Source organism: Aminobacter sp. SR38 (assembly GCF_014843375.1).
Lineage (GTDB): Bacteria > Pseudomonadota > Alphaproteobacteria > Rhizobiales > Rhizobiaceae > Aminobacter > Aminobacter ciceronei.
The window spans coordinates 5,265,447-5,291,219 of sequence record NZ_CP062112.1; the positions used below are offsets into that span (position 1 = coordinate 5,265,447).

Here is a 25,773-nt window from a genome sequence, read left to right on the forward strand (position 1 = left end):
ATTCGCATGCCGTCGCGGTTGCTCCGGCAATGACTTCGGCAAAGCTCGCCAAGCCGAACCTGATGTCGGTCGAGCAGGCCAAGGCGCTCGACGTCGCCAGGATGACCGACCTGTTCAAGGCGCATCTCAACCCCGGCCAGCTGCATTTCATGAAGCTACTCGGCTTCCACAAGATCAAGATCGAGCGTGCCGAGGGCATGCACTACATCGATCAGAATGGCCGCAAGATTCTCGATTTCTTCGGCGGCTTCGGTTCGCTGGCGCTCGGCCACAACCATCCGCGCGTGCTCGAGGCGCGCAAGAAGTTCCAGGACGAGAAGCGCCACGAAATCGGCATCGCCTTCATGTCGCAATACGCCTCGGCACTGGCCTACAATCTGGCGCAGATCTCGCCTGGCGATCTCGACATGGTGTTTTTCGGCTCGTCCGGTTCGGAAGCCATGGAAGCCGCGGTCAAGCTCGCGGAGCGTGCTGCGGGTCCGGCACGTCCCAAGATCGTCTATGCCGAGAACTCGTTCCACGGAAAGACCAAGGGCGTGCTCTCGGTCACCGACGGCGCGCTCTATCGCGGCGAGTTCAAGCTCACCGAAAACACAGTGCGGGTGCCTTTCGGCGACATCGATGCCATCGAGAAGGCGTTCCGGTCCGATCCGGCCATTGGCGCCATCGTGCTCGAGACGATCCAGGGTGGTGGCGGCATCAACAAGGCACCGGCCGCGTTCTGGCACAAGCTGCGCGCGCTGTGCGACCAGTATGGGGTGATCTGGGTCGCCGACGAGGTGCAGTGCGGCGTCGGCCGTTCCGGCCGTTTCTATGCCTTCGAGCACTATGACGTGGTGCCCGACATCACCGCGGTTGCCAAGTCGCTGGGTGGCGGCAAGGCAGCGATGGCTGCGATGATCGCCCGCCGCGACGTCTACATGAAGGCCTATGGCACGCCGAAGACGGCGATGATCCATGCCATGGCGACCTTCGGCGGTATCGGCGAGGGCTGCATCACGGCCATCGAGACGCTCAACGTGCTCTATGACGAAGGCCTGATCGAGAATTCGGCCGACACCGGCGCCTATCTCCTGGCGCGGCTGGAGGAGCTCCAGGCGAAGTACCCCAAGATCATCAAGGAGGTTCGCGGCCAGGGTCTGATGGTCGGGCTCGAGTTCCACGACTTCTCGCAGACGCTGCCGATGGTGCTGCGCCCGGTGGTCAGCGTGCTCGACGACAAGCTCAAGGGGTCGCTGTCAGGCTTCGTCGGGGCGCTGCTGCTGCGGGACTATGACGTGCTGGTGGCCTTCACCGAGTACAACCGTAATGTCGTGCGCCTGCTGCCGCCGCTGACCTGCAGCCGCGCCGATGTCGACGTGCTGATCGCAGCCCTCGACAGCCTGCTCGGCCGCGGCATCGTTTCGATCGTCAAGGACTTCGTCAAAAGCCAGGTCAAGTAGGGGACATCATCCCCGTCGCCTCCAAAGCCGGGTCTCGACCCGGCTTTTTTGTTAGCTGGTTGCCGGAGGGCGTTGGCGCTGTCGGCGGGAGGCGGTTGTCCGGCTTCCGCAAGCGCGGCATGTTCGGATGGCGCGGCGGAGCAACAATCGGGAGGAGCGAATGGTCAAGCCGATCATGAATCTGGACGAGGTCGAGTTCGACGACATCGAGGAGAATGGCATCTACACGTCGAGGAGGGCGTCGATAAGCCGTCACATCGGCGCGCAAAACCTCGGCTACAACCTCACCGTCCTGCCGCCGGGCAAGGTTCAATGCCCGTTCCACAACCATCGCGGCGAAGAGGAGATGTTCTTCATCCTGGAAGGTGAGGGCGAGCTACGCTTCGGTGACAAGCGCTTTCCGATCCGCCAGCACGACGTCATCGCCTGCCCGACCGGGGGAGCTGAAGTGGCCCACCAGATCATCAACACCGGCACGACGACGATGCGGTATCTGGCATTGTCGACGCTGGTCGAGGTCGATGCCTGCGAGTACCCGGACTCGGGCAAGGTGATGGTCGTCTCCGGCAAGCGGGGAGTTCCCGGGCTCCGCAAGATGTTCCGGGCCGAGAATACGACCGACTACTACGACCGCGAGAGCAGGTAAGCCGTTCCGTTTGCGGCTCGACGCTACTTGTCCAGCGCTGCGAAAAACCTGGGATGGACGAAGGCGTCGTAGCAGGAATCGAGCTGGATACGGCGGTGCTGGGTTAGTGCGCTCTTGTACATGTCGTAGAGCGCGGCATTGGCCGTGGTCGGCGGGCAGGTGGGCAGGAGGACGAGGTCGGTGTCCGCCACCGCCGCCTCCTCGGTCGAGCCGGGGTCGGGCACGGCGCGCATCGGGTCGGCGCCGATGGCGATGTGCAGCGGTGCCGAGCGGTCGAGCAGCCAGGGGAAGGGGTTGACGAAGTTCAGCGACATCAGCGTGTTGAAGTGGACGCCCTTGTCGGCTTCTAGCTTGCGGATGGAATCGACCGCCGTGTCGACATTGCTGAGATAGGTGACCTGGAAGTCGAAATCGGAATAGAGCAGCGGCGTCGGCAACTCGCCGGCGTTGGTGAGGTCGGCATAGAGCTGCCGATGCTCCGGGTAGAATTTCAGCATATGGTCGACACGGACGGCGACCTCGCTGCGCATGTTGACCGCCCCGAGCGTACCAAGATTGCGCTGCGCGATGGGCCGGTTCTTGAGCGAGCCGATATAGGCGCGGGCCGCGCGCTCGACGACGAACAACGCTGGCGGCAATATGACGGCCGCAGCCAGTCCCAGGACCGAGAGCAGCACCATAGGCTTGGCAAGCAGCCTGGACACCTTGAGCAGGATGGCGACGATGAGCGGCGCCAGGAAGATGAACGCTTGGCTGCCGGTGTTCTGCGTCTCGAACAGCACGCCGGCGAACAGGACAGCGAGCAGCCAAAGCCCGTTATGGTCGAGAAGCCCCGAAACCGCTGTCGCAAGCGACGTCTTGCGGTCGGCGGAAAAGCGCTCGGACAGCTTGTGCCGGTCGGACCAGAGCAGGACTAGGGCGAGCGCAGACGTCGCCAGCACGACGCCGAAATTGATCGAGGTGGACTGCAGGAAGCGCGGCAAGAGCGTGCCGCCGTTCATCATCACCAGCTTGAGGATGTCGGTGATGTAGTGGCTGACCAGGCCGCTGGACAGTTCGATGGCGGCAAGGACGGCGGCGAAGATGACCAGCGCCTCCAGCGCGTAGCGAAACTTCACGCGGCCGGCGAAGAACGCATAGGCGGCGATGACGCCGCCGGCGACGAAACCGGTGATCTTGAGGAAGAACAGCGCCGTCATTGTGAGCGAAATCAGCGCAACCAGCAGGTAGCGATTGCGCACGAACATCAGCGCGGCCACCAGCACATACAGCATCTGGCAGATCTGGCGGTTATAGATGCCGAAGGCGTCGGAGCCGGGGAACGGATAGAATTCGCGCGTGTTGAAGGGCAGCAGCGCGAACAGCAGGAAAGGCACCAGCAGCGCAAATGCGATTCCGCGCGAACGCTGGCCGACATCCCACAGCACCAGCGCCATCAGCGGTGCGGTGACGGCAAGCAGCGACCAGTGCGCCACGAGCGCCGGCTGGGCGTTGGGAAACAGCGTCACCCAGCCTGCAAACAGGTAGTAGCCGAGCGGGCCGACGGGGGTGAAGAAGTCGTTGATCGGCACCTGGCCGTCGAAAATGCGGTTCGCCGCATCGTAATAGATCAGCACGTCCCAGTACATCGGGCCGATCGGCACGGCGACCGGCAATGCCAGCAAGGTGCAAACCAGCAGAAACGCGACAGCCAAAAGAAAAAGCGGGCTTGTCGTCTTGGCCTTGAGGCGTGAACCCAGGGATGCAGCAGGCGGCGTGAAAGTGGTGTTCATCTTCGGCACCTGCGGCAATCTCGATCGACATGGAGTAGTTGTATTCAACTACAGGTAAATGGCGACAAAAGCGTTAAGCGGGCCGATTTCGCCATGCTTGCGGCCGTGGCCGCGGACTGTGGGCCGGGGTGACGAAGGCGCGTCTGCGGCAGGAGCAGAACCGGGCGGCGCGGCGGATCGATGCCGGCAATTTTGCCGAGGTCGCGCGGCCTTGTGGCAATGTCGCAAACAGGCTGCAATCGCGCGGCGGCGCTCTATAGTCTGCGCGCAATATCATCTCGGAGTCGTGGGTAATGGCTGAGTTTCCGAAAACGGCAAAGGTCGTCATCGTCGGGTTGGGCGGTATCGTGGGCGCATCGATTGCCCATCACCTGATCGAGCGCGGCTGGACCGACATCGTCGGCATCGACAAGTCGGGCGTGCCGACCGACATCGGCTCGACGGCGCATGCCTCCGACTTCTGCTACACCACCAGCCACGACTATCTCTCGGTCTGGACCACGCAATATTCGATCGATTTCTACGAGAAGATGGGCCACTACGCCCGCATTGGCGGCCTTGAGGTGGCGCGCGCCGGCGACGACAGCTGGATGGAGGAGATCAAGCGCAAGCTTTCCTCGGCCAAGGCGTTCGGCACCCGCGCACACTACGTTTCGCCCTCCGAAATCAAGGCGATGTTCCCGCTGATCGAGGAAGATCAGGTGATGGGCGGCATGTTCGATCCCGATGCCGGCCTCGTCATCCCGCGCTCGCAGACGGTCGCAGGCAAGCTTGTCGATGCCGCCGAGAAGTCCGGCAAGCTCCAGGTCTTCGGCAACACGCCGGCGACGTCGCTGATCGTCGAGGGTGGCCGCATCAAGGGCGTCGTCACCCATCGCGGCACAATCATGGCTGACCATGTCGTCGTCTGCGCCGGCATCTGGGGCCGCCTGATCGCCGAAATGGTCGGCGAGGACCTGCCTGTCATGCCGGTCGACCACCCGCTGACCTTCTTCGGCCCCTACAACGAGTTCGAGGGCACCGGCAAGGAAATCGGCTTCCCGCTGCTGCGCGACCAGGGCAACTCGGCCTATATGCGCGACACCGGCGACCCCAAGACCACCGAAGGCGGCCAGATCGAGTGGGGCTACTACGAGCAGACCAATCCGCGCCTCTGTCATCCGCGCGAGCTCCTGGAAAAACATGAGGCTCGCCTGTCGCCGTCGCAGCGCGACCTCGACATGGAGCAGATCATGGAGCCGCTCGAGCGCGCCATGGAGTTGACGCCGATCCTTGGCGAGATCGGCTACAACGAGAGCCACTCCTTCAACGGCCTGCTGCAGGTTTCCGCTGCCGGCGGCGCCTCCTGCGGTGAAAGCCAGAAGGTGCGCGGCCTCTGGTACTGCGTCGCCATCTGGGTCAAGGACGGACCCGGCTACGGCAAGCTGATCGCCGACTGGATGACCGACGGCCGCACCGAGATCGACCACAACTCGATCGACTATGCCCGCTTCTACCCGCACCAGCTGGAAGAGAAGTTCATCGAAGGCCGTACCTTCGAGGCGGCGCAGAAGATCTATTTCCCGGCCGTTCATACTCGCGAGCCCTATGCCACCGGCCGCAACGTCAAGCGCTCGCCCTTCTACGAACGCGAAGTCGAGCTCGGCGGCTACTTCATGGAACTTGGCGGCTGGGAGCGTGCGCATGGCTACAAGGCCAATGAGCACCTGCTGGAGAAGTATGGCGACCGCGTGCCGGTGCGCGAGAACGAGTGGGACTCCAGGCACTTCTGGCGCGTTTCGAATGCCGAGCATCTGGCGATGAGCGAGGATTGCGGCATCGTCAACCTCAGCCATTTCCACATGGTCGATATCGAAGGCCCCGACCATGTCGAGCTCTTGGAATGGCTCTGCGCTGCCAAGATCGGCGGCGACGGCAACATCGGCAAGGGCGTCTACACTCACTTCCTCGACGACGAGGGCATGGTGCGCGCCGACTTCACCGTGTTCCGCATGGCCGACCGCTGCCGGCTGGTGAACGGTGCCGATGCCGGTCCGCGCGACTTCCACTACATGAAGCGCGTCGCCGAGGATCGTGGCCTCGACGTCACCATCACCGACACGTCGGAAAAGTTCATCACCATCGGCATCTGGGGGCCGAATGCCCGCGAGAACCTGAAGAAGGTGGTGGCGAACCCTGCTGGCCTCGACCAGGAAAATTTTGCCTTCGCCGCGATCAAGCAGATCGAGATCGCCGGCAAGAGTGTCACAGCGTTCCGCATCTCCTATGTCGGCGAGCAGGGCTGGGAACTGCACATGAAATACGAGGATGGCCTGGCCGTCTGGGATGCGCTGCGCTCGACCGGCGTCATGGCCTTCGGCGTCGAGACCTATGCCAATTCGCGCCGCATGGAAAAGAGCCTGCGCCTGCAGAACGCCGACCTGCTCACCCAATACAATCTGATCGAGGCCGACCTTGCCCGCCCGAAGGTCAAGGACGTCGATTTCCGCGGCAAGGCCAAGCATCTCGAATACAAGGCGCGCGATCACCAGCCCGCGATGCTGTGCACGCTGGTCATGACCGAGAACACCGACAGGAATGGCGTCAAGCGTTACCCGGTCGGCACGCTGCCGGTCATCGACCCGCAGACGGGCGAAGTGCTGGTCGACGAGCTCGGGCGCCGTTCCTACACGACCTCGATCGCCTTCGGCCCGACCATCGGCAAGAATATCGCGCTGGCCTATCTGCCTCACGCCTATTGCCAGGAAGGCCGCAAGCTCGTTGTCGAGTATTTCGCCGAAACCTATCCGGTCGAGGTTGTCGGCATCGGCTACAAGCCGCTCTATGATCCGGAGAACCTGAAGCCGCGCAGCTGACATGGCAGTTTTGAGCGGTCGGAAACTCCTGTCGACCGCTCGACACGGCTACCCCTGCCTGGCCCAGGTCTGATACGCTCTGCCAAACCAGCCGACCGGGGAGGGGTTTCTGGCGACCGTTCGATCAAAAAGGCGCGTTGATGCGCTGACATTCCGCGTGGCCGGCGTTCCCGTCCATGTCCACGCGACCTTTGCCATTCCTGTGATGCTGCCGTTCCTGCATGAATGGTTCGTGCGGCCGCGGCATGCCCTGGTGCTCACCGTCATTGTCGCGGTGCTGCTGTTCTCGGCGGTGCTGCTTCACGAACTCGGCCATCTCTGGGCCGCGCGCCGTAGCAAGATCGCCGCCGAGCGCATCGAGCTCTATCTGTTCGGTGGGCGTATCTTGTTCAGACCATTCGGCCAGATTCGCGCGCCATGGGCATGGATCTATGCTGCCGGGCCGATGGTGAACCTGACCGTAGGGTTGTTGTTTCTGGCCGGCTATTATCTATTCGCTGCCTCCGCAGGGCCAGGTCTCAGCCTTGTCCCGCCACCGCTCGAACCTTTGCGCCTGCTGGCGTGGACCTTTGCGCTGGGCGCGGTCCTCAATCTTGCGCTCGCATGTCTCAACCTGCTGCCGGCCCTGCCTCTCGACGGGGGATTCATAGCCAGGGAGCTGTTGCAGGCAAGGCTGAGCCCGCAAGCCGCGACACGGATCGTTGGGATTTGCGGCCTTACCCTGTCGACGCTGCGCATGGTTGCCATGCTGTGGGTGGCATCGAAAGGCTTCCTGATCTGGCTGCCCCCGCCCTTCGGCCCAAACTGGCGGGCGGCGCGAGGCATCCGGAAGGCCAAGGCGGTGCGCCGCAAGCCAGCGCCGGAAGAAGCCGAGACGTTGGAGTGGCGCGGCAAAGGCGGGCGGCCAATCCGACGGTAACGCCGCCCATGCAATCTTACGCGCGCCGCTTGGTCTACTGCAGGGCCAGTTCGACCAGCGCGAGATAGGCGCTGTCGTCGGCGAGCTCCGGATTGTAGCCGCGCGCCGCGTAAAGTCCGAGCAGGGCGAGATAAAGCATCTTCGCCCTGGCGCGGGCCTTGTCTGGTTGCTGGCCGGCGGCAGCGAGTTCCCTTTCGAGATAGGCGAGGCGGGCGGCGTCGACGGCTCGCAGACGCTCCGCAACCTGGACGTTGGTCGCAGCCCACGACTGGATCGCGGCTTCTGCGCGTGCTGAATCGATGCCGTAGACGGTTCTTGCCAAGGCATCCCGCGCGAGATGGCGCAGCCGCAATTGCGGCGTCGCCAATCCGGCCGCATTGTCGATGAGCTGCTGTGTGAAGTCGGCATCCCAAAGGTCGAGGATCGCTGCCAGCAATTGCGGGCGGTCCTTGAAGTGCCAGTAGAACGAGCCCTTGCTGACGCCCAGCGACTTGGCGAGGCGCTCGACCCTGACTGCGTCAACGCCGCCATCCGCCAGGGCAGCTACGGCGGCGATCAGCCAGTCTTCGCGCGTCAGGTCCCTTGTCTCGCCTTTTGTCTGCGGACCAGTCCCAGCCATCATCTCTCCCTTCTTGCGGCATCGCGCCACACCATACGCATCCGTATGGTTATTTTTGGGCGCTCGCGCTACATACGGTTGCGTATGGTCATGCCTTGCGGCGCGGTCGCGGTCAATCGAAGGAGGTGGACGTCATGGTCAAATGGAGCGCCATTGCGCTGATTTCGCTCGGCATCATTCATATGCTCGTGCTCGGGGCCGAAATCCCCGCGGAACTGCCGAACTGGTTGTCGCTCAATCTCTGGACCTGGGATCACTGGGCGCCGCTCAGGGCCCAGCCGCTCGACCTGGCACTTTCCGGCGGTGTGTTCTGGCAATCCATCGGGTCGCTGGCCATCCCGCTGGTCATTCTCGGCGCGCTCATCCTCTGGCTCGATCGCAGGAGCCTGCCCATCCCTGTCTTTGTCGGCTGGGGGCTGCTCGTCTGGACGGCCATCATGACGGCGATCATGCCGCCGAGTGGCCTGACCGTCGTCTTCGTCGTTTCGGTGTTCCTCACAGTCGGCCTGCAAGTCCGGTCGAGAAAGCGTGGCAACTCCCCGGCAGCCTGACCATTTGCGGTGCGCTTCCCGACAATGTGATTGAAAAGCCCGGCTTTCTGGCCGGGCGTTTCTTTTGAAGAAGCCGAATCTCGCTTACCCTTTGCTTATGTCTGCCGTGGCCAAAGCTCTTCTCGCAGGCGGTGCTGCTTTGGCACTGATGCTGGGGCTCGGCTTTCACGTCAATGCAGCCGAACAGGTCGATGTGGAACTGGTTCTGGCCGTCGACGTCTCGCTCTCCATGTCGCCTGACGAACTTGAGATCCAGCGCCACGGCTATGCCGCGGCGCTGACCCATGAACGTGTCCTGCAGGCGATCGCCGAGGGCGCCTATGGCAAGATCGCGGTGACCTATGTCGAATGGGCCGGCTCGACGTCGCAGATCGTGGTGGTGCCATGGACAGTCATTGCCAATCGCGCCGATGCCGAGCGTGTGGTGCGGCAACTCTCGGCCAAGCCGCCCAACAGCGCGCGCCGCACCTCTATCTCCAGTGCGCTGGAATTCGGCACGGACCTCTTTGCCGAAAGCGCCTACCGCGGCATGAAGCGAGTGATCGACATCTCGGGCGACGGTCCCAACAATCAGGGGCCGCCGGTGGATCTGGTGCGAGACGCTGCCGTGGCGCAAGGCATCACCATCAATGGCTTGCCGCTGATGACCAATGGCGGCTTTGGCAATGCCTATGACGTCGAGGATCTCGACCGCTACTACGCCGATTGCGTCATTGGTGGGCCGGGCGCCTTCATGATCCCGGTCAATGAGTGGTCGCAGTTTCCGGAGGCGATCCGGCGCAAGCTGGTGCTGGAACTGGCTGGGCCCGCGTCACGTCAGTGGGCCGCCGAGGAAGCAGCCCATCCGCCTGTCGTGCTTGCCCAGGCGCAGCCGAGATATGACTGCCTGATCGGCGAGAAGCTGTGGCGCGACCGCTCCTGGCTCTGGGACAGCCGTTAGGCATAAGTCGTAAACTGCGATCCAGTAGCGGAAAATGCCAAAGTTTGGCCACGCGGCTGTTTTCTCTGCGTCTTCTGGCCACGAGGACACTGAGAAACATGAAACGCCTAGCACTCCTTGCCACCGTCGCATCGGTCCTGATGACCGGCAGCGCGAACGCGCAGTATGACGACGACGTTGCCTGCGAGATGTACGAACACAATGGCTATGGTGGCCGTGTCCTGCCGATGCGGGCCGACCGGTCGATCAGCTTCCGCGCCGGCCGGTTCTGGAACGACCGCGTCTCGTCGGTGCGCGTCGCGCCCGGCTGCACGCTTGTCGTCTACCAGCACACCGGCATGCAGGGCGCGTCGGAAGAATTCGACCGCAATGCCCGCTCCATTGGCGGCTGGAACGACCAGATATCGTCGGCAGAGTGCATCTGCGACGGCTATCAGGACGACGGCGAGGACGGTTACGACCCTTACCGGCGACAGTAGCTGTCAGGCCGCAATCAACTGTTTGCGGTCGATGCGCTCCTGCTGCGGCGAACGGGCATAAAGCTCACGGTAGCATTTCGAGAAATGCGAGGCTGAGACGAAGCCGCAGGCGACGGCAACCTCGACGACAGGCATCGACGACTGGATCAAAAGATGCCGGGCGCGGTCGAGCCGGATTTCGAGATAATAGCGGGCAGGGGACCGACCCATCTCGGTGCGGAACAGTCGCTCGATCTGTCGCCTGGACAGGCCGACATGGTCGGCAATCTCGATCAGCGACAGCGGCTCCGACAGGTTGGCTTCCATCAGTTCGATGATTGTCAGGACCTTCGAGTTCTGCACGCCGAGCCGTGCCCTCAACGGCAGGCGCTGGCGGTCGGTCGGGCTGCGGACACGATCGGTGAGCACCTGCTCACAGATGCGGTTGACGAGGTTGTCGTCGAAATCGTCGCCGATCAGTTTGAGCATCATGTCGAGGGCAGCGGTGCCGCCGGCGCAGGTGTAGATGTTCTGGTCGACCTCGAACAGGTCGGCATAGACATTGGCCTTGGGGAAAGCCTCGGCGAATCCCGGCAGATTTTCCCAATGGATGGCGCAACGCTTGTTGGACAGCAGGCCGGCATTGGCCAGCACATAGGCGCCGGTGCACAGGCCGCCGACGGCGACGCCGCGATTGTACTCCTCGCGCAGCCAAGCAAAGACCGACTTGTTGGTGTAGGTCTCAACATTGATGCCGGTGCAGACGATGACCATCGAAGGCCGTTCCGGCCCGGCCATTTTCTTGCGCTCCTCGTCGAGCGAGGTGTTGACGGCACATTCGACGCCATTCGAGGCGGGCACGGCCTTACCGTCGATGCTGGCCAAGCGCCATTTGTAGGCCTCGTAGCCGAGCATGCGATTGGCGATGCGCAGTGGGTCGAGGGCAGTCGCAAAGGCGACCATGGTGAAGTCGGGGACAAGGAAGAACACAAGCGATCGTTTGATCGGATGTCTGATGGCGTTCAAGGAACCCTCGCGCTGGCCGGGAACGACGCGACTTTGATGTCGCGAATAGCATAGCGTCAACAGCAAATTCCCTTGCTGTCAATGGGGTTGAAGCTGTCGCTAAAATTAAAGTTTGCGACATGGGCAAAACGCCGCTGGCTCGTTTTGACGAACAAATGACGCGTTTGAAACGGCGGGGCAGCCCGGGCCGGCCGAATGCCGGTGATGTCGCAACTGGCGTCGCCGAATGACGGCGTCAAAAAGAAAAGAGCGGCTTGCGCCGCTCCAATGGTTCGATCCGGGAGGAAAGGGATCGAAAGAAAACTCAGCCGACGAGCATGCCGAGGCGGTTTGCAGCGATCGCTCCGGTCTGGCCGGGCATCGTCCTGGAAAGGCGCTGGCGCTCGATCGCGGTCGACAGCGAGGTGTCGCGGCGGATACCGAACAAGCGGGCAAAAATCTTCATGACACATCTCCATGCACAGTGGTTACACGGGGTGCCTTCGCGTTGTGGAGTGGGGCAGCTCGTTTGACGATGCGCATATAGGCCTTGGCCGATGCGGATCATGCTGCAAATGCGAAGTGGCACACCTCAAAAGCGACACGACATGCGACATTTCTGCGGATGCGACGTCGGTTGCAACGAAAAATCAAGCTATTTCAGTCTCTTGAGAGGATGCTGCGGCGCCATGCAAGCCGTTCATCCCAGGCGTGCGGCGCTCGCATGGCTGAGGCGAGGTCGCATGACCTGTCGACACCATGCGACAGGTCGCGACTTCGCCTCGACACTGCTCAGACCGCTTCACCGCTGTGGCCGCGACGGTAGCCGGTGTTCGAATCGAAGGCTTCCGGCCAGCCGATGTCCTTCTGCAATTCGATCGGCAGCGAGCGGATCGAGCGGGCGGTGTTAAAGCGGGTACGGGCGGCGTTGAGTTCGCTGGCGATGCGCCCGATCGATGAGAAAATGGACATTGCGGTCTCTCCTTCCTGCTGGGCCGGTTCAAGGCCGGCTTGAGGTGCTCGCCCGGTGGGCACCGCTTGCTTCAACCGTCTCGCGCACCATGGCGCTTCCGTTCCGGGCTCTGTCGACGCTTGGCCATGGCCGCTGCTTCGATGGTGTTGACTATCGCTCAGGGATGAGGTTCAATCAAACGAAATGAAATGATGTGTTCGATCAGAAATATTGAAGGTCATTTGCCATGAACGCACCGCTCAATCATCCGCTGCCGCTGCTCGACCTCGATGTGCTGCGCACTTTCGTTGCGATTGCCGAAACCGGCAGCTTCACCACGGCCGCCAATGCGGTGTTCCGCACGCCCTCGGCCGTGTCGATGCAGATCAAGAAGCTCGAGGACATTCTCGGGCGCTCGGTGTTCTTCCGCGACGCGCGTTCGGTGACGCTGACCACCGACGGCGAAATGCTGCTCGGCTATGCGCGCCGCATGCTGGCGATCAATCGCGAGGCGGTGTCGAAGTTCATCATTCCCGACATCGTTGGCGTGGTTCGCCTGGGTTCGCCCGACGATTTCGGCGAACGCGTGCTGCCGCATGTGCTCAAGCGTTTTGCTCAGACGCATCCTTCGATTGCCGTCGACGTCATCATCGACCAGAGCAGCAATCTCAGACGCCGTATGGACGATCGGGCGCTTGACATCACGCTGCTGACCAATGCCTGCAGGGCCAATGCAGCAGGCGCCGAGACGCTGCTGACCGAGCCGATCGTCTGGGCTGGCGCCAGGGGCGGCTGCGCCCATCTGCGCGAGCCGCTGCCGGTGTCGATCTGGGAAGAGGGGTGCGCATGGCGGGCAGGGGCGCTCGAAGCGCTCGGCCGCGATGGCCGCAACTATCGTGTCGCCTATATGAGCGCGCACACGGCCGGCCAGCGGGCCGCAATCCTGTCCGACCTGGCGGTCGCGCCGCTGCCGCGGTCGTTCATCGGCGACGAACTCGTCGAACTCGGCGTCAAGGACGGCATGCCGGAGATCGGCAACTACAGCCTGGCGATGATCGTGGCACCCGAGGCAAGCGCGCCCGTCAAGGCCGCTGCCGACCACATCCGCGCGGCCTTCGAGACCTTCAACCTTACCGGCAAGTTCTAGAGCGCACCTGTGGTGAAGGCTTCAGCGCCTGACTGCTGTGGCCATCGACCGGTAGATGCTCGCCATCAGCGACGATGGCGGGTGCCAGTCAAGGTCGCGCTGAATCTCCGGTGGCAGCGCATTCATGATGCGGACGGTCCGGCGGGCGCTTCGCGCCAGCTTGTAGCGGGCGCCAATGCGGCCGAGATCGTCGAAAAGGGGCATCTGGCCCTCCTTTCAATGTGAATTCCGATTGTGAGTTCCAGCAATCAGCTTGCGCGGCGGCGCGGTTTCAATGCCATGCGCAGGCGCCGGTCGGCCGCGGCAGGCCGGCCGGCGGTGCGCTGGCGAAAGACGAGCAGGCCGACCTTTTCGGCGAAGGTCATGCGCAGCGGGCTTTCGGCCGGGCGAACGCGATGACATTTGTCGCCGGCGCCAAGGGGCCGACGGGCCAGCCGAGTTCGATCTGAATGTCGATGGGCAACGCGTCGATCAGCATCGCCACGCGACCATATTTGTGGAGTTGACCCGCGGCGCCCGACCCATGGTGGGTTACCCCGTCGATCCAGCCGAGCTCGACCTGCAATTCGCGCGGCAAGCCGTTCATCATGTTCTCGATGCGGCTATCGCGGCACGCATGGCGCAACACCGAGCCGTACTGATGAAACTCTCCAATGATGGACATGGTCGTCTCCTGGGAGTGACGGGCCGGCAGCACCACGCGAGACTGGATGCGCCGCCGGCCGGGTGAGAGTTTATGCTCGTTTGTGTTTCAGGTTGATATCGCTTGAGCGCTTTTCTGTTTCATATTGCGCGCGATTCTGAAACATCCACCTCAACGGTCGGGCGACATGTAGATCGCCAGTGTCGCGTGGCGCCGGCCATGTTCCGGGGCGGGCCAGCCAATGTCCTTCTGGATCTCCGGCGGCAACCTGTTCAGCATGCGTTCGGATCGGGCGGCGCGGCGGGCGCTCTGGATGGCCGCACCGAAGCGGCCGATGGTGCTCATCATCGACATTGTCGTCTCCTGCAAATCCCGCTGCGCCGCGCGCCTCAAGGGGCGTGCAATGAACGCTGTGGTTCGTGTGAATCGGTGCCTGATCCATTCCAAAAACCGAATTCGATCTTCGAGGCCATGCACGTTTACCGCCTGAGAGGCGAAGCTCGCTGGCGGCTGACGAGCAGAAACTAGTTCGGGATTGTTTCGTATCGATTTCGTATGAGCGGCAACTTTAGGTCGAATGGTTGCCTTGCTGAAACACACCCGATACGTGCATCATAGCACAACAGCGCTCCGGCGAGGCGCGGAAAACCTCGTCGAAGCGCCGGTTGGGCAGATGTCCTTGTGGTTCAGTCGCGGGAGCGACGCGCGGCGCGTTCCTCGCGAGACCGGCGGCGTGGTGCACCGTCGGAAAGCTCGCCTTCGACGCTTGCCGCCTTGCGCGGCGGTAGCTTGACCGCGGCCTGCAGCTTGGGGAATGGATCGACCTTGTTGGGCAGCGCCATGGCGTCGATGAATAGCTGCTGGAAGTGCGGCTCGAGCGCGGTCTCGATCTTTTCGATCTGGCCGACCTCCGTCTCGATCTCGCGGCGGTGATTGCGGTTGAGCAGCGCCATCAGCGCGCCGGTGCCGGCGGCGTTGCCGACCGCCTTGACCTCGTCGAGGTCGCAATCGGGGATCAGGCCGAGCACCATTGCGTATTTCGGATCGATGAAGGAGCCGAAGGCGCCGGCGAAGCGGATGGTGTCGACGGTCTCGACGCCCTGCTTTTCCATCAGCAGCTTCACGCCGGCATAGAGAGCTGCCTTGGCAAGCTGGATGGCGCGGACGTCGTTCTGGGTAACGGTAATGCGTGGCTCGCCCTGGCGGCCTTCGCGCAGCAGATAGGAGAAGGTGCGGCCGTTCGGGATGATGCGCGGGCTTTTCTCAGCCATCGATCCATCGATGACGCCATCTTCGGAGATGATGCCAGACAGGTACATCTCCGCCACCACCTCGATGATCGCCGAGCCGCAGATGCCGGTGACGCCGGTGGTCCACGATGCCTCGTCGAAGCCTTCCTCGTCCGACCATTTGTCGGTGCCGATGACGCGGTATTTCGGCTCCAGCGTCTCAGGGTCGATACGCACGCGCTCGATGGCGCCAGGGGCTGCACGTTGGCCAGAAGAGATTTCGGCGCCTTCGAAGGCCGGGCCGGTGGGCGAGGACGCGGCGACGACCCGGTTCCGGTTGCCGAGAATGATCTCGGCATTGGTGCCGACATCGACCAGCAGCATCATCTTGTCCTGGCGGTACGGTCCCTCGGACAAGGTCGCACCGGCAGCATCCGCGCCGACGTGCCCGGCGATACAGGGCAAGGTGTAGAGACGCGCGCCGCGATTGACCTCGATGTCGATCTCATGCGCCCAGAATTGCAGCGCGCCTGAAACGGCGAGCGCGAACGGCGCCTGGCCGAGTTCCGTCGGGTCAATGCCAAGGAACAGGTGATGCATGATCGGATTGGCGACGAAGACGCAGTCGAAGATGTCGTCGCGGTTGGCCTGGCCTTCCTCGCAGACCTTGCCGATGAGCCCGTTGACGGCCTCGCGCACGGCCTTGGTCATGGCTTCGCGACCGTCGGGGTTCATCATCACATAGGAGACGCGGCTCATCAGATCTTCGCCGAAGCGGATCTGCGGATTGGACGTGCCTGACGAAGAAGCGATGCGGCCGGACAAAAGCGACACCAGATGCATGGCGATGGTCGTCGAGCCGATGTCGCAGGCGATGCCATAGGCCTCGTTCTTCAAGCCGGGGAACAGGCCGATGATGAAGGGGCGCGAGGAATCCATGTCGCGGTGGACTACCGCGGTCACGCCCCATTTGCCGGGCGTAACCTCCGGCTGGTCGGGCAGCTTGGTGCGCAGGATCTTCTGGACCTGGGCGATGAGGTGGGGGGCGACCAGCAGGTCCTTCCAGCCCCAGTCCTTTTCGAGTGCCACCTTGAGGCGGTCGAGGTCGCCGAGCGGCTTGTGCATGTCGGGCTCCTCCAGCTCGACATAGCAGAGCTGGACGGCGGCATTGCGCTCGATGACGCGATCGGTGGCTGCCTTGCGCACGACCTGCGCGTTGATGACGGTGTCCTGTGGTACGTCGATGACGAGGTCGCCCTGGATCGTCGCCGAACATGACAGGCGCCGGCCCTCAGGCAGGCCGCGAACGCGCTCGTAGCGCTCTTCCTTCGGGCCCTTGGGCGAGATGTGGTCGTTCGACGAGATGATCTTGTGCTTGGCGAAATTGCCTTCCTGCACCTCGACCTGGCAGCGGCCGCAGGTGGCGCGTCCGCCGCACACGCTTTCGACATAGACGCCAAGCGTACGCGCCGCGTCGAGCACGGGCGTTCCCACCGGAAACCGGCCGCGCTTGCCCGAAGGCATGAACAGGACAAGCGGATCGGTGATGTTGGCGGGAGAGTTCATTGCAATGCTCCGGAATGCACCGACCTTATGGCGATCGGGTTGCCCCTCATCTGCCTGCCGGCAACTTCCCCCCGCGTGCGGGGGGAAGGAAAATCATGCGACGGCTCAGCTTCCCCGTCCGACAGGACGACTGGGGGAAAATGGAGCGCGTCGTGTCCCACGACTGATCTCAGCCGCGCGCCATGCGGGCTTCACGGCCGCCGCGGCGGCGGCCGCCGGCGGCGTCACCCGGTGCGCTGACGGCGACGGGAGCTGCAACGGCGTGGCCGCCCTCCGATGGCTTGTAGTCCTTGTAGGTCTTGATCCAGTGGGTGCAGTGCTCGTCGGTTCCGTTGAGCACGTTGGCACCGCGCACCGCTTCCATTTCCTGCGGACGAACCGGGTTCATGATCGCCGAGGTCATGCCGGCGCCGATGACCATCGGGATGAAGGCGGCGTTGATTCCGTGGCGGTGCGGCAGGCCGAACGAGATGTTGGACAGGCCGCAGGTGGTGTTGACCTTGAGCTCTTCACGCAGGCGGCGCAGCAGCGCGAAGACCTGGCGGCCGGCATCGCCAAGCGCGCCGATCGGCATGACGAGCGGATCGACGACCACGTCATGGGCGGGAATACCGAAATCGGCGCAACGCTCGACGATCTTCTTGGCAACCGCAAAGCGGACGTCGGGATCCATCGAGATGCCGGTCTCGTCATTGGAGATGGCGACGACCGGGACGTTGTACTTCTTGACCAGCGGCAGGATCGCCTCGAGCTTCTCTTCCTCGCCGGTGACGGAGTTGACGAGCGGGCGGCCCTTGGCAACCTTGAGGGCGGCCTCGATCGCCGCCGACACCGAGCTGTCGATCGCCAGCGGCAGGTCGACCAGGTTCTGGACGATCTCGAGCGTCTGCACCAGAAGCGCCGGTTCGGTCGCATTCGGATCGACCGCCGTCACGCCGGCATTGATGTCCAGCATCGTCGCGCCGCAGGCAGCCTGTTCCAGGGCGTCCTTGATGACGGTCTCGAAATTGCCGGCAACCATCTCGGCGGCCAGCTTCTTGCGGCCGGTCGGATTGATTCGTTCGCCAATGACGCAGAAAGGCTGATCGAAACCGATGATGATTTCGCGGGTCGCCGAGGCGACGATCGTGCGTGTCATGAAGTTCTCCCTAAGATATAAAGATTTCTTTATATCGTTGTCTGGTTTCGTTCAAGCGCGGCAGTCGCGCCTGCCTGTCAGTGCGCGGTCTTCACCATGTCGACCTGCGATTCGGTAACGTCGTCGTGCAGGATGTGCTCGAGCCGCTCGGCGACACGCTGGTCGTCGGCACGGGCCTCGCGTTTCCATGGCCGGCGACCCTTCAGTACGCCCGATTCATCGACGATCTCGGCGACGTATTCCTCCTGCCGGTAGGCCATCACGTGGACTCCCGATACGCCAGGTATCTCCTTGACCTCGTTGATGATGTCGATGCAGAGCTGCTTGCCTTCCTTCTTCTGGTCCTGGGCGCCTTCCAGACGCTTGATGACTGTATCCGGGATGTGGATGCCCGGCACGTTGGCGCGGATCCACTTGGCTGTCTTGGCCGAGGCAAGCGGGCCGACACCGACCAGGATGTAGCATTTCTCGTCATAACCGAGATCGCGCACGCGGTTCATGAAGGTGCGGAACATCGGCACGTCGAAGCAGTACTGGCTCTGCACGAACTGTGCGCCGGCGGCGATTTTCTTGCCGAGATGAACAGGCCTGAAATCATAGGGCGGGGCGAAAGGGTTGACTGCGGCGCCAAGGAAGAGCTGCGGTGGCGTGGTCAGCTTGCGGCCCGACAGGAACTTTCCATTGTCGCGCATGAGGCGCACGGTTTCGAGCAGCGATGTCGAGTCGAGGTCGAACACCGGCTTGGCGCCGGGTTGGTCGCCGGCCTGCACGCCGTCGCCGGTCAGGCACAGGATGTTGGCCACGCCCATGGCGGCCGCGCCGAGCACGTCGCCCTGGATGGCGATGCGGTTCTTGTCACGGCAGGCAATCTGCATGATCGGTGCGTAGCCCATGCGGGTGAGCAGAGCACAGATGCCGACCGACGACATGTGGCAATTGGCACCAGAAGCATCGACCGCGTTGATGCCGTCGACCCAGCCGTCGAAGATCTTGGCGCGGTTGTAGACGTCTTCGGGGTCGGCGCTGTCGGGCGGATTCAGTTCGGTGGTGACGGCGAATTCGCCCCGGCGCAGCACGCGCTCCAGGCGGCCGCGCGAGGAGTGGCCGGGCAGGGGGTCGAGCGGCAGGTCGATGCCATCGGGATGCTCGTCGGTCTGGCGCGGGCGCGGCGGGGTCATGCGACTTCCTTGCTGGCAGTTTCGCGCGTTGCGGCAGCCTGAGCGGTCACCCTCAGCCAGGCCGAAGTTTCGCGCAGCGACTGGTCGACCGGCTTCTGGACGTTGAGGATGGCGTCGCCGTTGACCATGTTGCGCGAGCCTTCCCAGGCCTTGACCCAGACGCAGGGCATGTCGGGCTCGACCTCGCAATAGCCGTTGGCGCGGACGCCGCCGCAGGGGCCGTTGCGCAGCTGCTTGGGGCAGTTCATCGGGCACGACATTCCGGTCGACGACAAGACGCACTGGCCGCACATCCGGCAGTCGAACATCAGTCCCTTGACCCGCTTCTCGACGAACTTGATCGGGGCCTCGACACGGCCATAGCCGATGCCCTTCCACAGGGGATGGAGCAGCAGGAAGGCGTCGGCGAAGCGGCTGTAGAACCATTCAAGCAGGCGCGAGTGGCGGATCGACCACAGCCTGATCGTGTAGCTGCGCTGGACGCGCCGCTGCGGCGATACGTCGGCCGGCTTGTAGTCGCTTTTGGGCGCGGCCTTCTTGACCAAGGTCGCCTGGGTTACTGTCGGCTGGGTATCAACCATCTTCCTTGCCGCCTGCCTTGACGAGAGCGACCAGCCGCTCGCGTGTGAAATTTGCATCGATCTCGGCCATCGCCTTGTCGGCTTCCGCCTCGAGGTCGTCGCTGACCGGAACCGGGTCGGCCTTGCGCCACTCCGCCAGATAGGCGTCGGTGTCGCCGGCACCGGTGCGCATCGCGCACATGTCGATCGCTTCGGTAAAGCGCAGCGGCAATTCGCGCTTGGAATTCTGCCGGCCCTTCTTGACGATCACCTGTGCAGGGATGTCGCGCCAGTAGACGATGATCAGGTCGGCCATTTCGGTCTCGCTTTCGATGACGTTGAGCATTGCCGCAACCATGCGGGTGCCGCTTGTTATGGGACGACGCGCGCGCATTCAAAAGCGACGCGATCTCCTGTCGCAAAAAGATAAAGTGAGGATTGCTGCAGACGCGTCTACCAGACGCCGCGGCGGATGCCCGTCCAGAGATACTGCCAGATGGTCGGATGGTACCATTGGCGTGATGGGAGGCCGGTGTCGATCGGCGTCATTCGGCCGGCAAGCACGTCCTCGATGGCCCGGATGCAGATGTCGCGGGAAAAGGCAGCCTGGCGCATCGCGTAGCTCGCGACAGTGTCGCCTTTTCCAGGAATTCCGCGTGCCTGGTAGAGGACGGAGCCGGTGTCTACACCGGCATCGACGATATGTACTGTCGAGCCGAAATTGCCGTGGTCGCCGGTGGCAAGCGCCCAATAGCCGCCGTTCATGCCGCGGTATTTCGGGTTGATGCCGGAGTGATAGTTGATGACAGGGCAGGGGATGGCGGCAAGCGTCCTGGCCGACAACATCCGGCAGCTGGCGAGGAACATCACCGCTGGTTCCAGCTTGCGGACGACGTCGATCAGTTCGGGGGCATTGGCGGAGGAGACCGGAACGATCTCCTGGCTGGCGCGCGGCACGATTTCCAGCTTTTCATCAGCAATAATGCGCTCGATGCCACCGCTCACGAGACTCTTGGCTGCACGGATGAGCACCATGGTGCCCAACTGACCGGCGACCGAGATCCAGCCGAGTTTTTTGGCGCGGCGCCTCATCAGTTCACGCTTGGGGTAGGGCGTTTCCAGAACGACAGTGACGGGGCCGAAGCGATCGGTCAGGCTGTTGATGATTGCCCAGATATGTTCGCCGCCTTCAGTCACGAAGACGATCGGCCTGCGATCCATTCAGTCTACCCCATCCAGGCCAGGAAGGCGTGGGTGGCAATGCCGGCGCCGCCGACGACCGCACAAACGACGGCAAGCGATGCCACGCCGACGACGCTGCCGACGGCAAACAGAATACCGTCGCGTTCCGACAACGCCAGGCCGAGCAGCGCCGTGGCAAAGGCCGGCAGCCAATTGCCGAACGGGATCGGGAGCGTGATCGAAACGGATAGAATAAGCGCGATGATGCCGATGACGCGGTCCCCGCGCTTGCGCCAGAACGGCCAGTAGCGCGGACGCACCACTTGCTCAAGGCGGATCAGCCTGGGAACGACCCAGTCAGTGACCGTGCGGAACTGTTCCGCCGACAGCGAGCGCTGGGTGATGAAGTCGGGCAGCCAGGCGCGATTGCTGCCGAAGGCCATCTGTGCTGCGACGATCAGCAGCGGCAGGCCAAGCACCGCCGAGGCGCCCGGTGGCAGCGGCAGCATGTTGAAGGCGGCAAACAGCACCAGAAGCGGCGCGAAACTGCGCTTGCCCAGCGTGTCCCTGATGTCGCCGATCGAGATGCTGCCTTTGGCGTCGCGGGCGAGTTGGGCGAAGATCGCTGACAAGCGCCGGCCACGACGGCGCTTCGGCGCCGCATCGAATTCGCCTGCGTCGGTTTGCTTGTCTTGCCCTAACATTCAGCCTTCAGCCCACTTGCGGCCCGCTTTCCAACGCGCCAATCCCCATCGCAGTGTGCGACGGCCAGGTTAATCCTTGATAACCCCGGAGGGTGCGAATGTGATGTCGCTTCGCGCAGAATGCAACATCAACGGCGGAATTCGATGATGTCCAGCTTCGATTCGTATCGCGGCGCCGGAAACTCGATGCGCCATTCTGCCTGCCCGCTGCGGAAGGCATAGCCGACCTGGTCGGTATCTGGGCCATGGCCATAGGCCTTGGGCTTTTCGCCCGAGACAAAGCCGGAGCCGAGATAGATCAGTCTGCTGTCGCCGTCGGTATAGAAGCGGCCCTTGGTGCGCTGCGAGCCGGAAATCTTTTCCAGCATCCAGCCCGAGCCGTCATCGCTGACCTTGCATTTGAACCAGCCGTAGACGACGAGCGGGCCGAGGCCGCCGGCCTTGATGGTGCGGCACTGCCAGTTGCCGGTCATGTCGAAATCGGAAAACGACATGGGCTTTTTGGCGACGATCGCGTCGAGCACGGCGACCTCGCGTGCCTGGCCTGCCTTGGCCTCCTGAAGCGCTCCCTTACGCGTGGCTTCGTATTTTTCGAGTCTGGCCTTGTCTGCCGGTGTGATCAGCTTCTGCACCACGCCGTCGGCATGCGCGAAGGTCGCCGTGGTTGCTAGTGCAGCAGCAAGAATCAGTCGTCGAAAAGCCATGGCAAACCTCCGTAAAGGTCGAACCTCAGGGGAGGAATCAGGCTCTTTGATGATGTGCCGCAGCGTCCGATGCGTTGGCAAGGGCCTCGGGCAGGTCGCCATAGCCGGTGGCGCGACGCTCGTAGACGAGGCCGAGCATTCTGGCGGCATCCTCGGCGACCTTGTCGAGCGCGGGGTCGTCGGTCTGGGCGAGGTAGATCAGCTTCTCGTAGTTGCCGAAATAGTCCTTCACCAGCTCGGGATGTCGGTCGAGGCCGAGCGGCTTGATGAAGAAGGCATCGAACTGCCGACAGAGGAAATCGGTCATGTAGAACGACATCATGTCGGCCTCGCCGACTTGCGCATAGGCAGCAGCACCTTGGTAGAAGGCAAAGCAATGCGGGCCGGCGATGCGCTCGACGCCATGCTTTTCGCAGACACGGTCGAGCAGGCCGCCGGTGCCGCAGTCGGCATAGCCGACATAGATGTGCCGATACCCTTCCGCCTTCGCTTCGGTGATCGCCTGGTCCATGGCAGGCGCGATCCGGCTGGGGTGGAAATGGAAATCGGCCGGCAGGCAGGTCAGCTCGAGATGATCGAGCGCGAGCTGCTGCTTGACCGCCAAAACCTCGCGCGCAATCATGCCGCAGCCTATGACCAGCAGCCTGTCTTCGACGTCGGGTTTCGTTGTCTGCTTTGCGGCCATGGAACCAGTCGATCCGGCCTTCGTTGCTCTAGGACGAAGTTTATCGAGAGAGGGAGACACCGTCCATGAAACTGTCACGTCTGGCACCGATCGCCGTCATTGCCTGCGCGCTTGCACTGGCCTCCTGCGCCAACACCATTCGCGGCGTCGGCAAGGATGTCAAAGGTACGGCGAACGCCATCGAGGACACAGTCCAATAAGGCACCATACCGCCGCACTTCTCAGATTGGCCGAACTCAGATCGGCCAGATCGCAATGAAAGGGCCGCGCCGCAAGGGGCGGCCCTTTGTCGTCAGCCGGCAGCGCGCAGGTTGTGCTTGCGCTTCATGTAGTCCTTGGCGGTTTCGACAGCGACAGCCGCATCGCGGCAATAGGCGTCGGCACCGACGGCCTTGCCGAATTCCTCGTTGAGCGGCGCGCCGCCGACCAGCACGACATAGTCGTCGCGGATGCCCTTTTCCTTCATCGTGTCGATGACGACTTTCATGTAGGGCATGGTCGTGGTCAGCAGCGCCGACATGCCGATGATGTCGGGCTGATGCTCTTCGATCGCATTGAGATAATTCTCGACCGGATTGTTGATGCCGAGGTCGATGACGTCGAAGCCGGCGCCTTCCATCATCATGCCGACGAGGTTCTTGCCGATGTCGTGAATGTCGCCCTTAACGGTGCCGATCACCATCTTGCCCTGCTTGGGAGCGCCGGTGGCGGCGAGCAGCGGGCGCAGGATGTGCATGCCCGCCTTCATGGCGTTGGCCGAGAGCAAAACTTCCGGCACGAACAGAATGCCGTCGCGGAAATCCTCGCCGACGATGCGCATGCCTTCGACCAGTGCTTCGGTGAGCACCTTGTAGGGCGCCCAGCCACGCTCGAGCAGGATGTTGGTCCCTTCCTCGATTTCTTCCTTGAGCCCGTCATACAGGTCGTCGTGCATCTGCTGTACGAGTTCGTCGTCGGAAAGCTCGGACAGGATGATTTCGTCGTCGGACATCTTCTAAGGCTCCCTCGAGGCAGCGCTAAAGTGCGGCTTGCTGATGTTGCGCTATACCTAGCTTGCAAGTGCCGCAAATCCATAGCTGATTTGCGACCTCCTGCAAAACGAAAGCGACTGGCAGTCCGGCTGTCGTCTTGGCTGTCGGCTTGTCGATTTTGCGACAGGCGTTGGCGCTGGCGAGCCGTTTCGATATGGGTGCATGATTACGATCCGTCGTAGAGCCGCATGGGCGGCGAAAAACGGATTCTTACGGAAGGCAGAGCCATGGGCGAAGACGCGGCAGTCGAGCAGGAACAAGCGGGCGGCAGGCGCGGGCGTGGCGCAAGCGGTGGCGCGGCTGCGCGACGCGCAGCACGCAGCGGTGGCGGGCCGGGCACGCAACTCACCTACATCAAGCGCAAGGTGAACGTGTATGAGGTGCTCAACGAGGAGGGCCTCGCCCTCATCGAGAAGAACGCCGACACGGTGCTGGAAGAAATCGGCATCGAGTTCCGCGACGACGCCGAAGCGCTGGCTTTGTGGAAGGAAGCCGGCGCTGACGTCAAGGGCGAACGGGTCCACTTCCCCAAGGGGCTGTGCCGCGAACTGCTGAAGACGGCGCCTTCTGTTTACACCCAGCATGCGCGCAACCCCGAGCGTTCGGTGCAGATCGGCGGTGATGCTACCGTCTTTGCCCCGGTCTACGGCCCGCCCTTCGTGCGCGACCTCGACGGCAACAGGCGCTACGCGACGATCGAGGATTTTCGCAACTTCGTGAAGCTGGCCTATATGGCGCCGTCGATCCACCATTCGGGCGGCACGGTGTGCGAGCCTGTCGATGTGCCTGTCAACAAGCGCCACCTCGACATGGTCTACAGCCACATCAAATATTCCGACAAACCGTTCATGGGCTCGGTGACCGCACCCGAACGCGCCGAGGACACGGTGGCGATGGCCAAAATCGTGTTCGGCGACGACTTCGTCGAGAACAACACGGTTCTGACCAGCCTGATCAATGCCAACTCGCCAATGGTCTTCGACGAGACTATGCTGGGCGCGGCCAAGGTCTATGCGCGCCACAACCAGGCCTGCATCGTGACGCCGTTCATTCTGGCCGGCGCAATGAGCCCGGTGACGGTTGCCGGTACGCTGACCCAGGTTCTGGCCGAGGTGCTGGCCGGCGCTTCGTTCACCCAGCTGATCCGCAAGGGCGCCCCGGTGCTGTTCGGCACCTTCGCCTCGTCGATCTCGATGCAGTCGGGTGCGCCGACCTTCGGTACGCCGGAGCCGACGCTGGTGTCCTACGGCGCCGCCCAGCTGGCGCGCCGCCTCGGCCTGCCGTTCCGAACCGGCGGCTCGCTCTGCGCCTCGAAGGTCCCGGACGCGCAGGCGGCCTATGAAAGCGCCAACACGCTGAACTCGACGCTTTTGGCTGGCACCAATTTTGTGCTGCATTCGGCCGGCTGGCTCGAGGGTGGTCTCGCCTCGTGCTACGAGAAGTTCATGATGGACATCGACCAGCTCGGCATGCAGCAGAAATTTGCCGAGGGCGTCGATCTCTCCGAAAACGGCCAGGCCATGGACGCCATCCGCCAGGTCGGGCCCGGCAGCCACTATCTCGGCTGCGACCATACCCAGGCGAACTTCCAGACCGCGTTCTACCGCTCGAGCATCGCCGACAACAATTCCTACGAGCAGTGGCTGGCCGAAGGACAGAAGACGGCACCGCAGCGTGCCAACGAGCTCGCCCGCCGCTGGCTCGAAAGCTACGAGGCGCCGTATCTCGATCCCAGCATCGACGACGGCCTCAAGGACTTCATTGCTGCGAAGAAGGCGTCGATGCCCGACGCCTTCACGTGAAAGGAGCCCGTTTCAGGCGGGGCTAAAGTCGCCAGCATCATTCAC

The 25,773-nt window shown here is 62.9% G+C and carries 28 protein-coding genes; 10 read left to right on the forward strand and 18 right to left on the reverse strand.

Annotated features, from left to right (window positions below; genetic code table 11):
- Nucleotides 1-29 precede the first annotated feature (29 nt).
- A complete protein-coding gene (locus IG197_RS25750) occupies nucleotides 30-1,442 on the forward strand; it encodes an aspartate aminotransferase family protein (protein WP_245432127.1) in 1,413 nt (470 codons plus the stop codon).
- Nucleotides 1,443-1,602: 160 nt separating this feature from the next.
- Nucleotides 1,603-2,088 carry a cupin domain-containing protein gene (locus IG197_RS25755; RefSeq protein WP_192315721.1) on the forward strand — a complete coding sequence of 162 codons (486 nt, stop codon included), beginning with the start codon at nucleotides 1,603-1,605 and terminating at the stop codon, nucleotides 2,086-2,088.
- Between the two features lie 23 nt (nucleotides 2,089-2,111).
- Here IG197_RS25755 and IG197_RS25760 read toward each other — a convergent pair whose 3' ends face one another.
- The gene (locus IG197_RS25760; protein WP_192315722.1) at nucleotides 2,112-3,860 is read right to left on the reverse strand and encodes a hypothetical protein; all 1,749 of its coding nucleotides are present in this window, start codon (nucleotides 3,858-3,860) and stop codon (nucleotides 2,112-2,114) included.
- A gap of 293 nt (nucleotides 3,861-4,153) precedes the next feature.
- Between IG197_RS25760 and IG197_RS25765 the strand changes: the two genes are divergently transcribed.
- Together IG197_RS25765 and IG197_RS25770 are read left to right on the forward strand one after the other, a co-directional pair.
- Complete coding sequence (locus IG197_RS25765; protein ID WP_192315723.1) at nucleotides 4,154-6,715, forward strand: FAD-dependent oxidoreductase; 2,562 nt, start codon at nucleotides 4,154-4,156, stop codon at nucleotides 6,713-6,715.
- A gap of 157 nt (nucleotides 6,716-6,872) precedes the next feature.
- A complete protein-coding gene (locus tag IG197_RS25770; protein ID WP_192315724.1) occupies nucleotides 6,873-7,634 on the forward strand; it encodes a site-2 protease family protein in 762 nt (253 codons plus the stop codon).
- 34 nt (nucleotides 7,635-7,668) lie between these two features.
- Here IG197_RS25770 and IG197_RS25775 read toward each other — a convergent pair whose 3' ends face one another.
- Nucleotides 7,669-8,256 (reverse strand): TetR/AcrR family transcriptional regulator, encoded by a 588-nt coding sequence (locus IG197_RS25775; RefSeq protein ID WP_067960898.1) that lies wholly within the window; start codon nucleotides 8,254-8,256, stop codon nucleotides 7,669-7,671.
- A 131-nt stretch (nucleotides 8,257-8,387) separates the two neighbouring features.
- Between IG197_RS25775 and IG197_RS25780 the strand changes: the two genes are divergently transcribed.
- From IG197_RS25780 to IG197_RS25790, 3 genes are all read left to right on the forward strand, one after another.
- Nucleotides 8,388-8,804, forward strand: a complete 417-nt coding sequence (locus IG197_RS25780; RefSeq protein WP_154383915.1) for a DUF6463 family protein — start codon at nucleotides 8,388-8,390, stop codon at nucleotides 8,802-8,804.
- Between the two features lie 97 nt (nucleotides 8,805-8,901).
- Nucleotides 8,902-9,744: a DUF1194 domain-containing protein gene (locus tag IG197_RS25785; RefSeq protein ID WP_192319981.1), complete on the forward strand. Its 843-nt coding sequence runs from the start codon at nucleotides 8,902-8,904 to the stop codon at nucleotides 9,742-9,744.
- A gap of 98 nt (nucleotides 9,745-9,842) precedes the next feature.
- Entirely contained in the window at nucleotides 9,843-10,223 is a 381-nt protein-coding gene (locus IG197_RS25790; RefSeq protein ID WP_067960906.1) for a peptidase inhibitor family I36 protein, read from the forward strand.
- 3 nt (nucleotides 10,224-10,226) lie between these two features.
- On the opposite strand, the gene IG197_RS25795 is transcribed toward IG197_RS25790, so the two are convergent.
- The 3 genes from IG197_RS25795 to IG197_RS25805 all read right to left on the reverse strand — a co-directional run bounded on the left by IG197_RS25795 (nucleotide 10,227) and on the right by IG197_RS25805 (nucleotide 12,179).
- Nucleotides 10,227-11,165 (reverse strand): GlxA family transcriptional regulator, encoded by a 939-nt coding sequence (locus tag IG197_RS25795; protein ID WP_353622437.1) that lies wholly within the window; start codon nucleotides 11,163-11,165, stop codon nucleotides 10,227-10,229.
- Between the two features lie 367 nt (nucleotides 11,166-11,532).
- Complete coding sequence (locus tag IG197_RS25800; protein ID WP_182573457.1) at nucleotides 11,533-11,673, reverse strand: hypothetical protein; 141 nt, start codon at nucleotides 11,671-11,673, stop codon at nucleotides 11,533-11,535.
- A 326-nt stretch (nucleotides 11,674-11,999) separates the two neighbouring features.
- On the reverse strand, nucleotides 12,000-12,179 hold the full coding sequence (locus IG197_RS25805; RefSeq protein ID WP_067960912.1) for a hypothetical protein: 180 nt from the start codon (nucleotides 12,177-12,179) through the stop codon (nucleotides 12,000-12,002).
- Between the two features lie 227 nt (nucleotides 12,180-12,406).
- Here IG197_RS25805 and IG197_RS25810 point away from each other — a divergent pair, with 227 nt between their 5' ends.
- Nucleotides 12,407-13,306 (forward strand): LysR substrate-binding domain-containing protein, encoded by a 900-nt coding sequence (locus IG197_RS25810; RefSeq protein WP_067960915.1) that lies wholly within the window; start codon nucleotides 12,407-12,409, stop codon nucleotides 13,304-13,306.
- 21 nt (nucleotides 13,307-13,327) lie between these two features.
- On the opposite strand, the gene IG197_RS25815 is transcribed toward IG197_RS25810, so the two are convergent.
- From IG197_RS25815 to IG197_RS25870, 12 genes are all read right to left on the reverse strand, one after another.
- Nucleotides 13,328-13,510, reverse strand: a complete 183-nt coding sequence (locus IG197_RS25815) for a hypothetical protein (protein WP_192315725.1) — start codon at nucleotides 13,508-13,510, stop codon at nucleotides 13,328-13,330.
- A 157-nt stretch (nucleotides 13,511-13,667) separates the two neighbouring features.
- Nucleotides 13,668-13,970: a hypothetical protein gene (locus IG197_RS25820; RefSeq protein ID WP_192315726.1), complete on the reverse strand. Its 303-nt coding sequence runs from the start codon at nucleotides 13,968-13,970 to the stop codon at nucleotides 13,668-13,670.
- A 150-nt stretch (nucleotides 13,971-14,120) separates the two neighbouring features.
- Entirely contained in the window at nucleotides 14,121-14,303 is a 183-nt protein-coding gene (locus tag IG197_RS25825) for a hypothetical protein (protein WP_067960925.1), read from the reverse strand.
- A 332-nt stretch (nucleotides 14,304-14,635) separates the two neighbouring features.
- Nucleotides 14,636-16,744, reverse strand: a complete 2,109-nt coding sequence (locus tag IG197_RS25830; protein ID WP_067960928.1) for an ASKHA domain-containing protein — start codon at nucleotides 16,742-16,744, stop codon at nucleotides 14,636-14,638.
- Nucleotides 16,745-16,913: 169 nt separating this feature from the next.
- Complete coding sequence (locus IG197_RS25835; protein ID WP_067960930.1) at nucleotides 16,914-17,882, reverse strand: methyltetrahydrofolate cobalamin methyltransferase; 969 nt, start codon at nucleotides 17,880-17,882, stop codon at nucleotides 16,914-16,916.
- A 77-nt stretch (nucleotides 17,883-17,959) separates the two neighbouring features.
- Nucleotides 17,960-19,060 carry a methylenetetrahydrofolate reductase gene (locus IG197_RS25840; RefSeq protein WP_192315728.1) on the reverse strand — a complete coding sequence of 367 codons (1,101 nt, stop codon included), beginning with the start codon at nucleotides 19,058-19,060 and terminating at the stop codon, nucleotides 17,960-17,962.
- Entirely contained in the window at nucleotides 19,057-19,641 is a 585-nt protein-coding gene (locus IG197_RS25845; RefSeq protein WP_192315729.1) for a methylenetetrahydrofolate reductase C-terminal domain-containing protein, read from the reverse strand. The genes IG197_RS25840 and IG197_RS25845 overlap by 4 nt, the downstream gene beginning before the upstream one ends.
- A complete protein-coding gene (locus IG197_RS25850; RefSeq protein WP_192319983.1) occupies nucleotides 19,634-19,936 on the reverse strand; it encodes a virulence factor in 303 nt (100 codons plus the stop codon). Before IG197_RS25850 ends, IG197_RS25845 begins: the two co-directional genes overlap by 8 nt.
- 137 nt (nucleotides 19,937-20,073) lie before the next feature.
- Entirely contained in the window at nucleotides 20,074-20,841 is a 768-nt protein-coding gene (locus IG197_RS25855; RefSeq protein ID WP_192315731.1) for a formyl transferase, read from the reverse strand.
- A 5-nt stretch (nucleotides 20,842-20,846) separates the two neighbouring features.
- On the reverse strand, nucleotides 20,847-21,506 hold the full coding sequence (locus IG197_RS25860) for an exopolysaccharide biosynthesis protein (protein ID WP_192315733.1): 660 nt from the start codon (nucleotides 21,504-21,506) through the stop codon (nucleotides 20,847-20,849).
- Between the two features lie 128 nt (nucleotides 21,507-21,634).
- On the reverse strand, nucleotides 21,635-22,210 hold the full coding sequence (locus IG197_RS25865) for a DUF4893 domain-containing protein (RefSeq protein ID WP_192315734.1): 576 nt from the start codon (nucleotides 22,208-22,210) through the stop codon (nucleotides 21,635-21,637).
- A gap of 37 nt (nucleotides 22,211-22,247) precedes the next feature.
- On the reverse strand, nucleotides 22,248-22,895 hold the full coding sequence (locus tag IG197_RS25870; RefSeq protein ID WP_067960943.1) for a DUF1638 domain-containing protein: 648 nt from the start codon (nucleotides 22,893-22,895) through the stop codon (nucleotides 22,248-22,250).
- A gap of 65 nt (nucleotides 22,896-22,960) precedes the next feature.
- Between IG197_RS25870 and IG197_RS25875 the strand changes: the two genes are divergently transcribed.
- A complete protein-coding gene (locus IG197_RS25875; protein ID WP_067960946.1) occupies nucleotides 22,961-23,095 on the forward strand; it encodes an entericidin A/B family lipoprotein in 135 nt (44 codons plus the stop codon).
- A 92-nt stretch (nucleotides 23,096-23,187) separates the two neighbouring features.
- Here IG197_RS25875 and IG197_RS25880 read toward each other — a convergent pair whose 3' ends face one another.
- Nucleotides 23,188-23,886 (reverse strand): B12-binding domain-containing protein, encoded by a 699-nt coding sequence (locus IG197_RS25880; RefSeq protein ID WP_067960949.1) that lies wholly within the window; start codon nucleotides 23,884-23,886, stop codon nucleotides 23,188-23,190.
- Nucleotides 23,887-24,153: 267 nt separating this feature from the next.
- Between IG197_RS25880 and IG197_RS25885 the strand changes: the two genes are divergently transcribed.
- Complete coding sequence (locus IG197_RS25885) at nucleotides 24,154-25,728, forward strand: trimethylamine methyltransferase family protein (RefSeq protein WP_067960954.1); 1,575 nt, start codon at nucleotides 24,154-24,156, stop codon at nucleotides 25,726-25,728.
- Nucleotides 25,729-25,773: the final 45 nt, after the last annotated feature.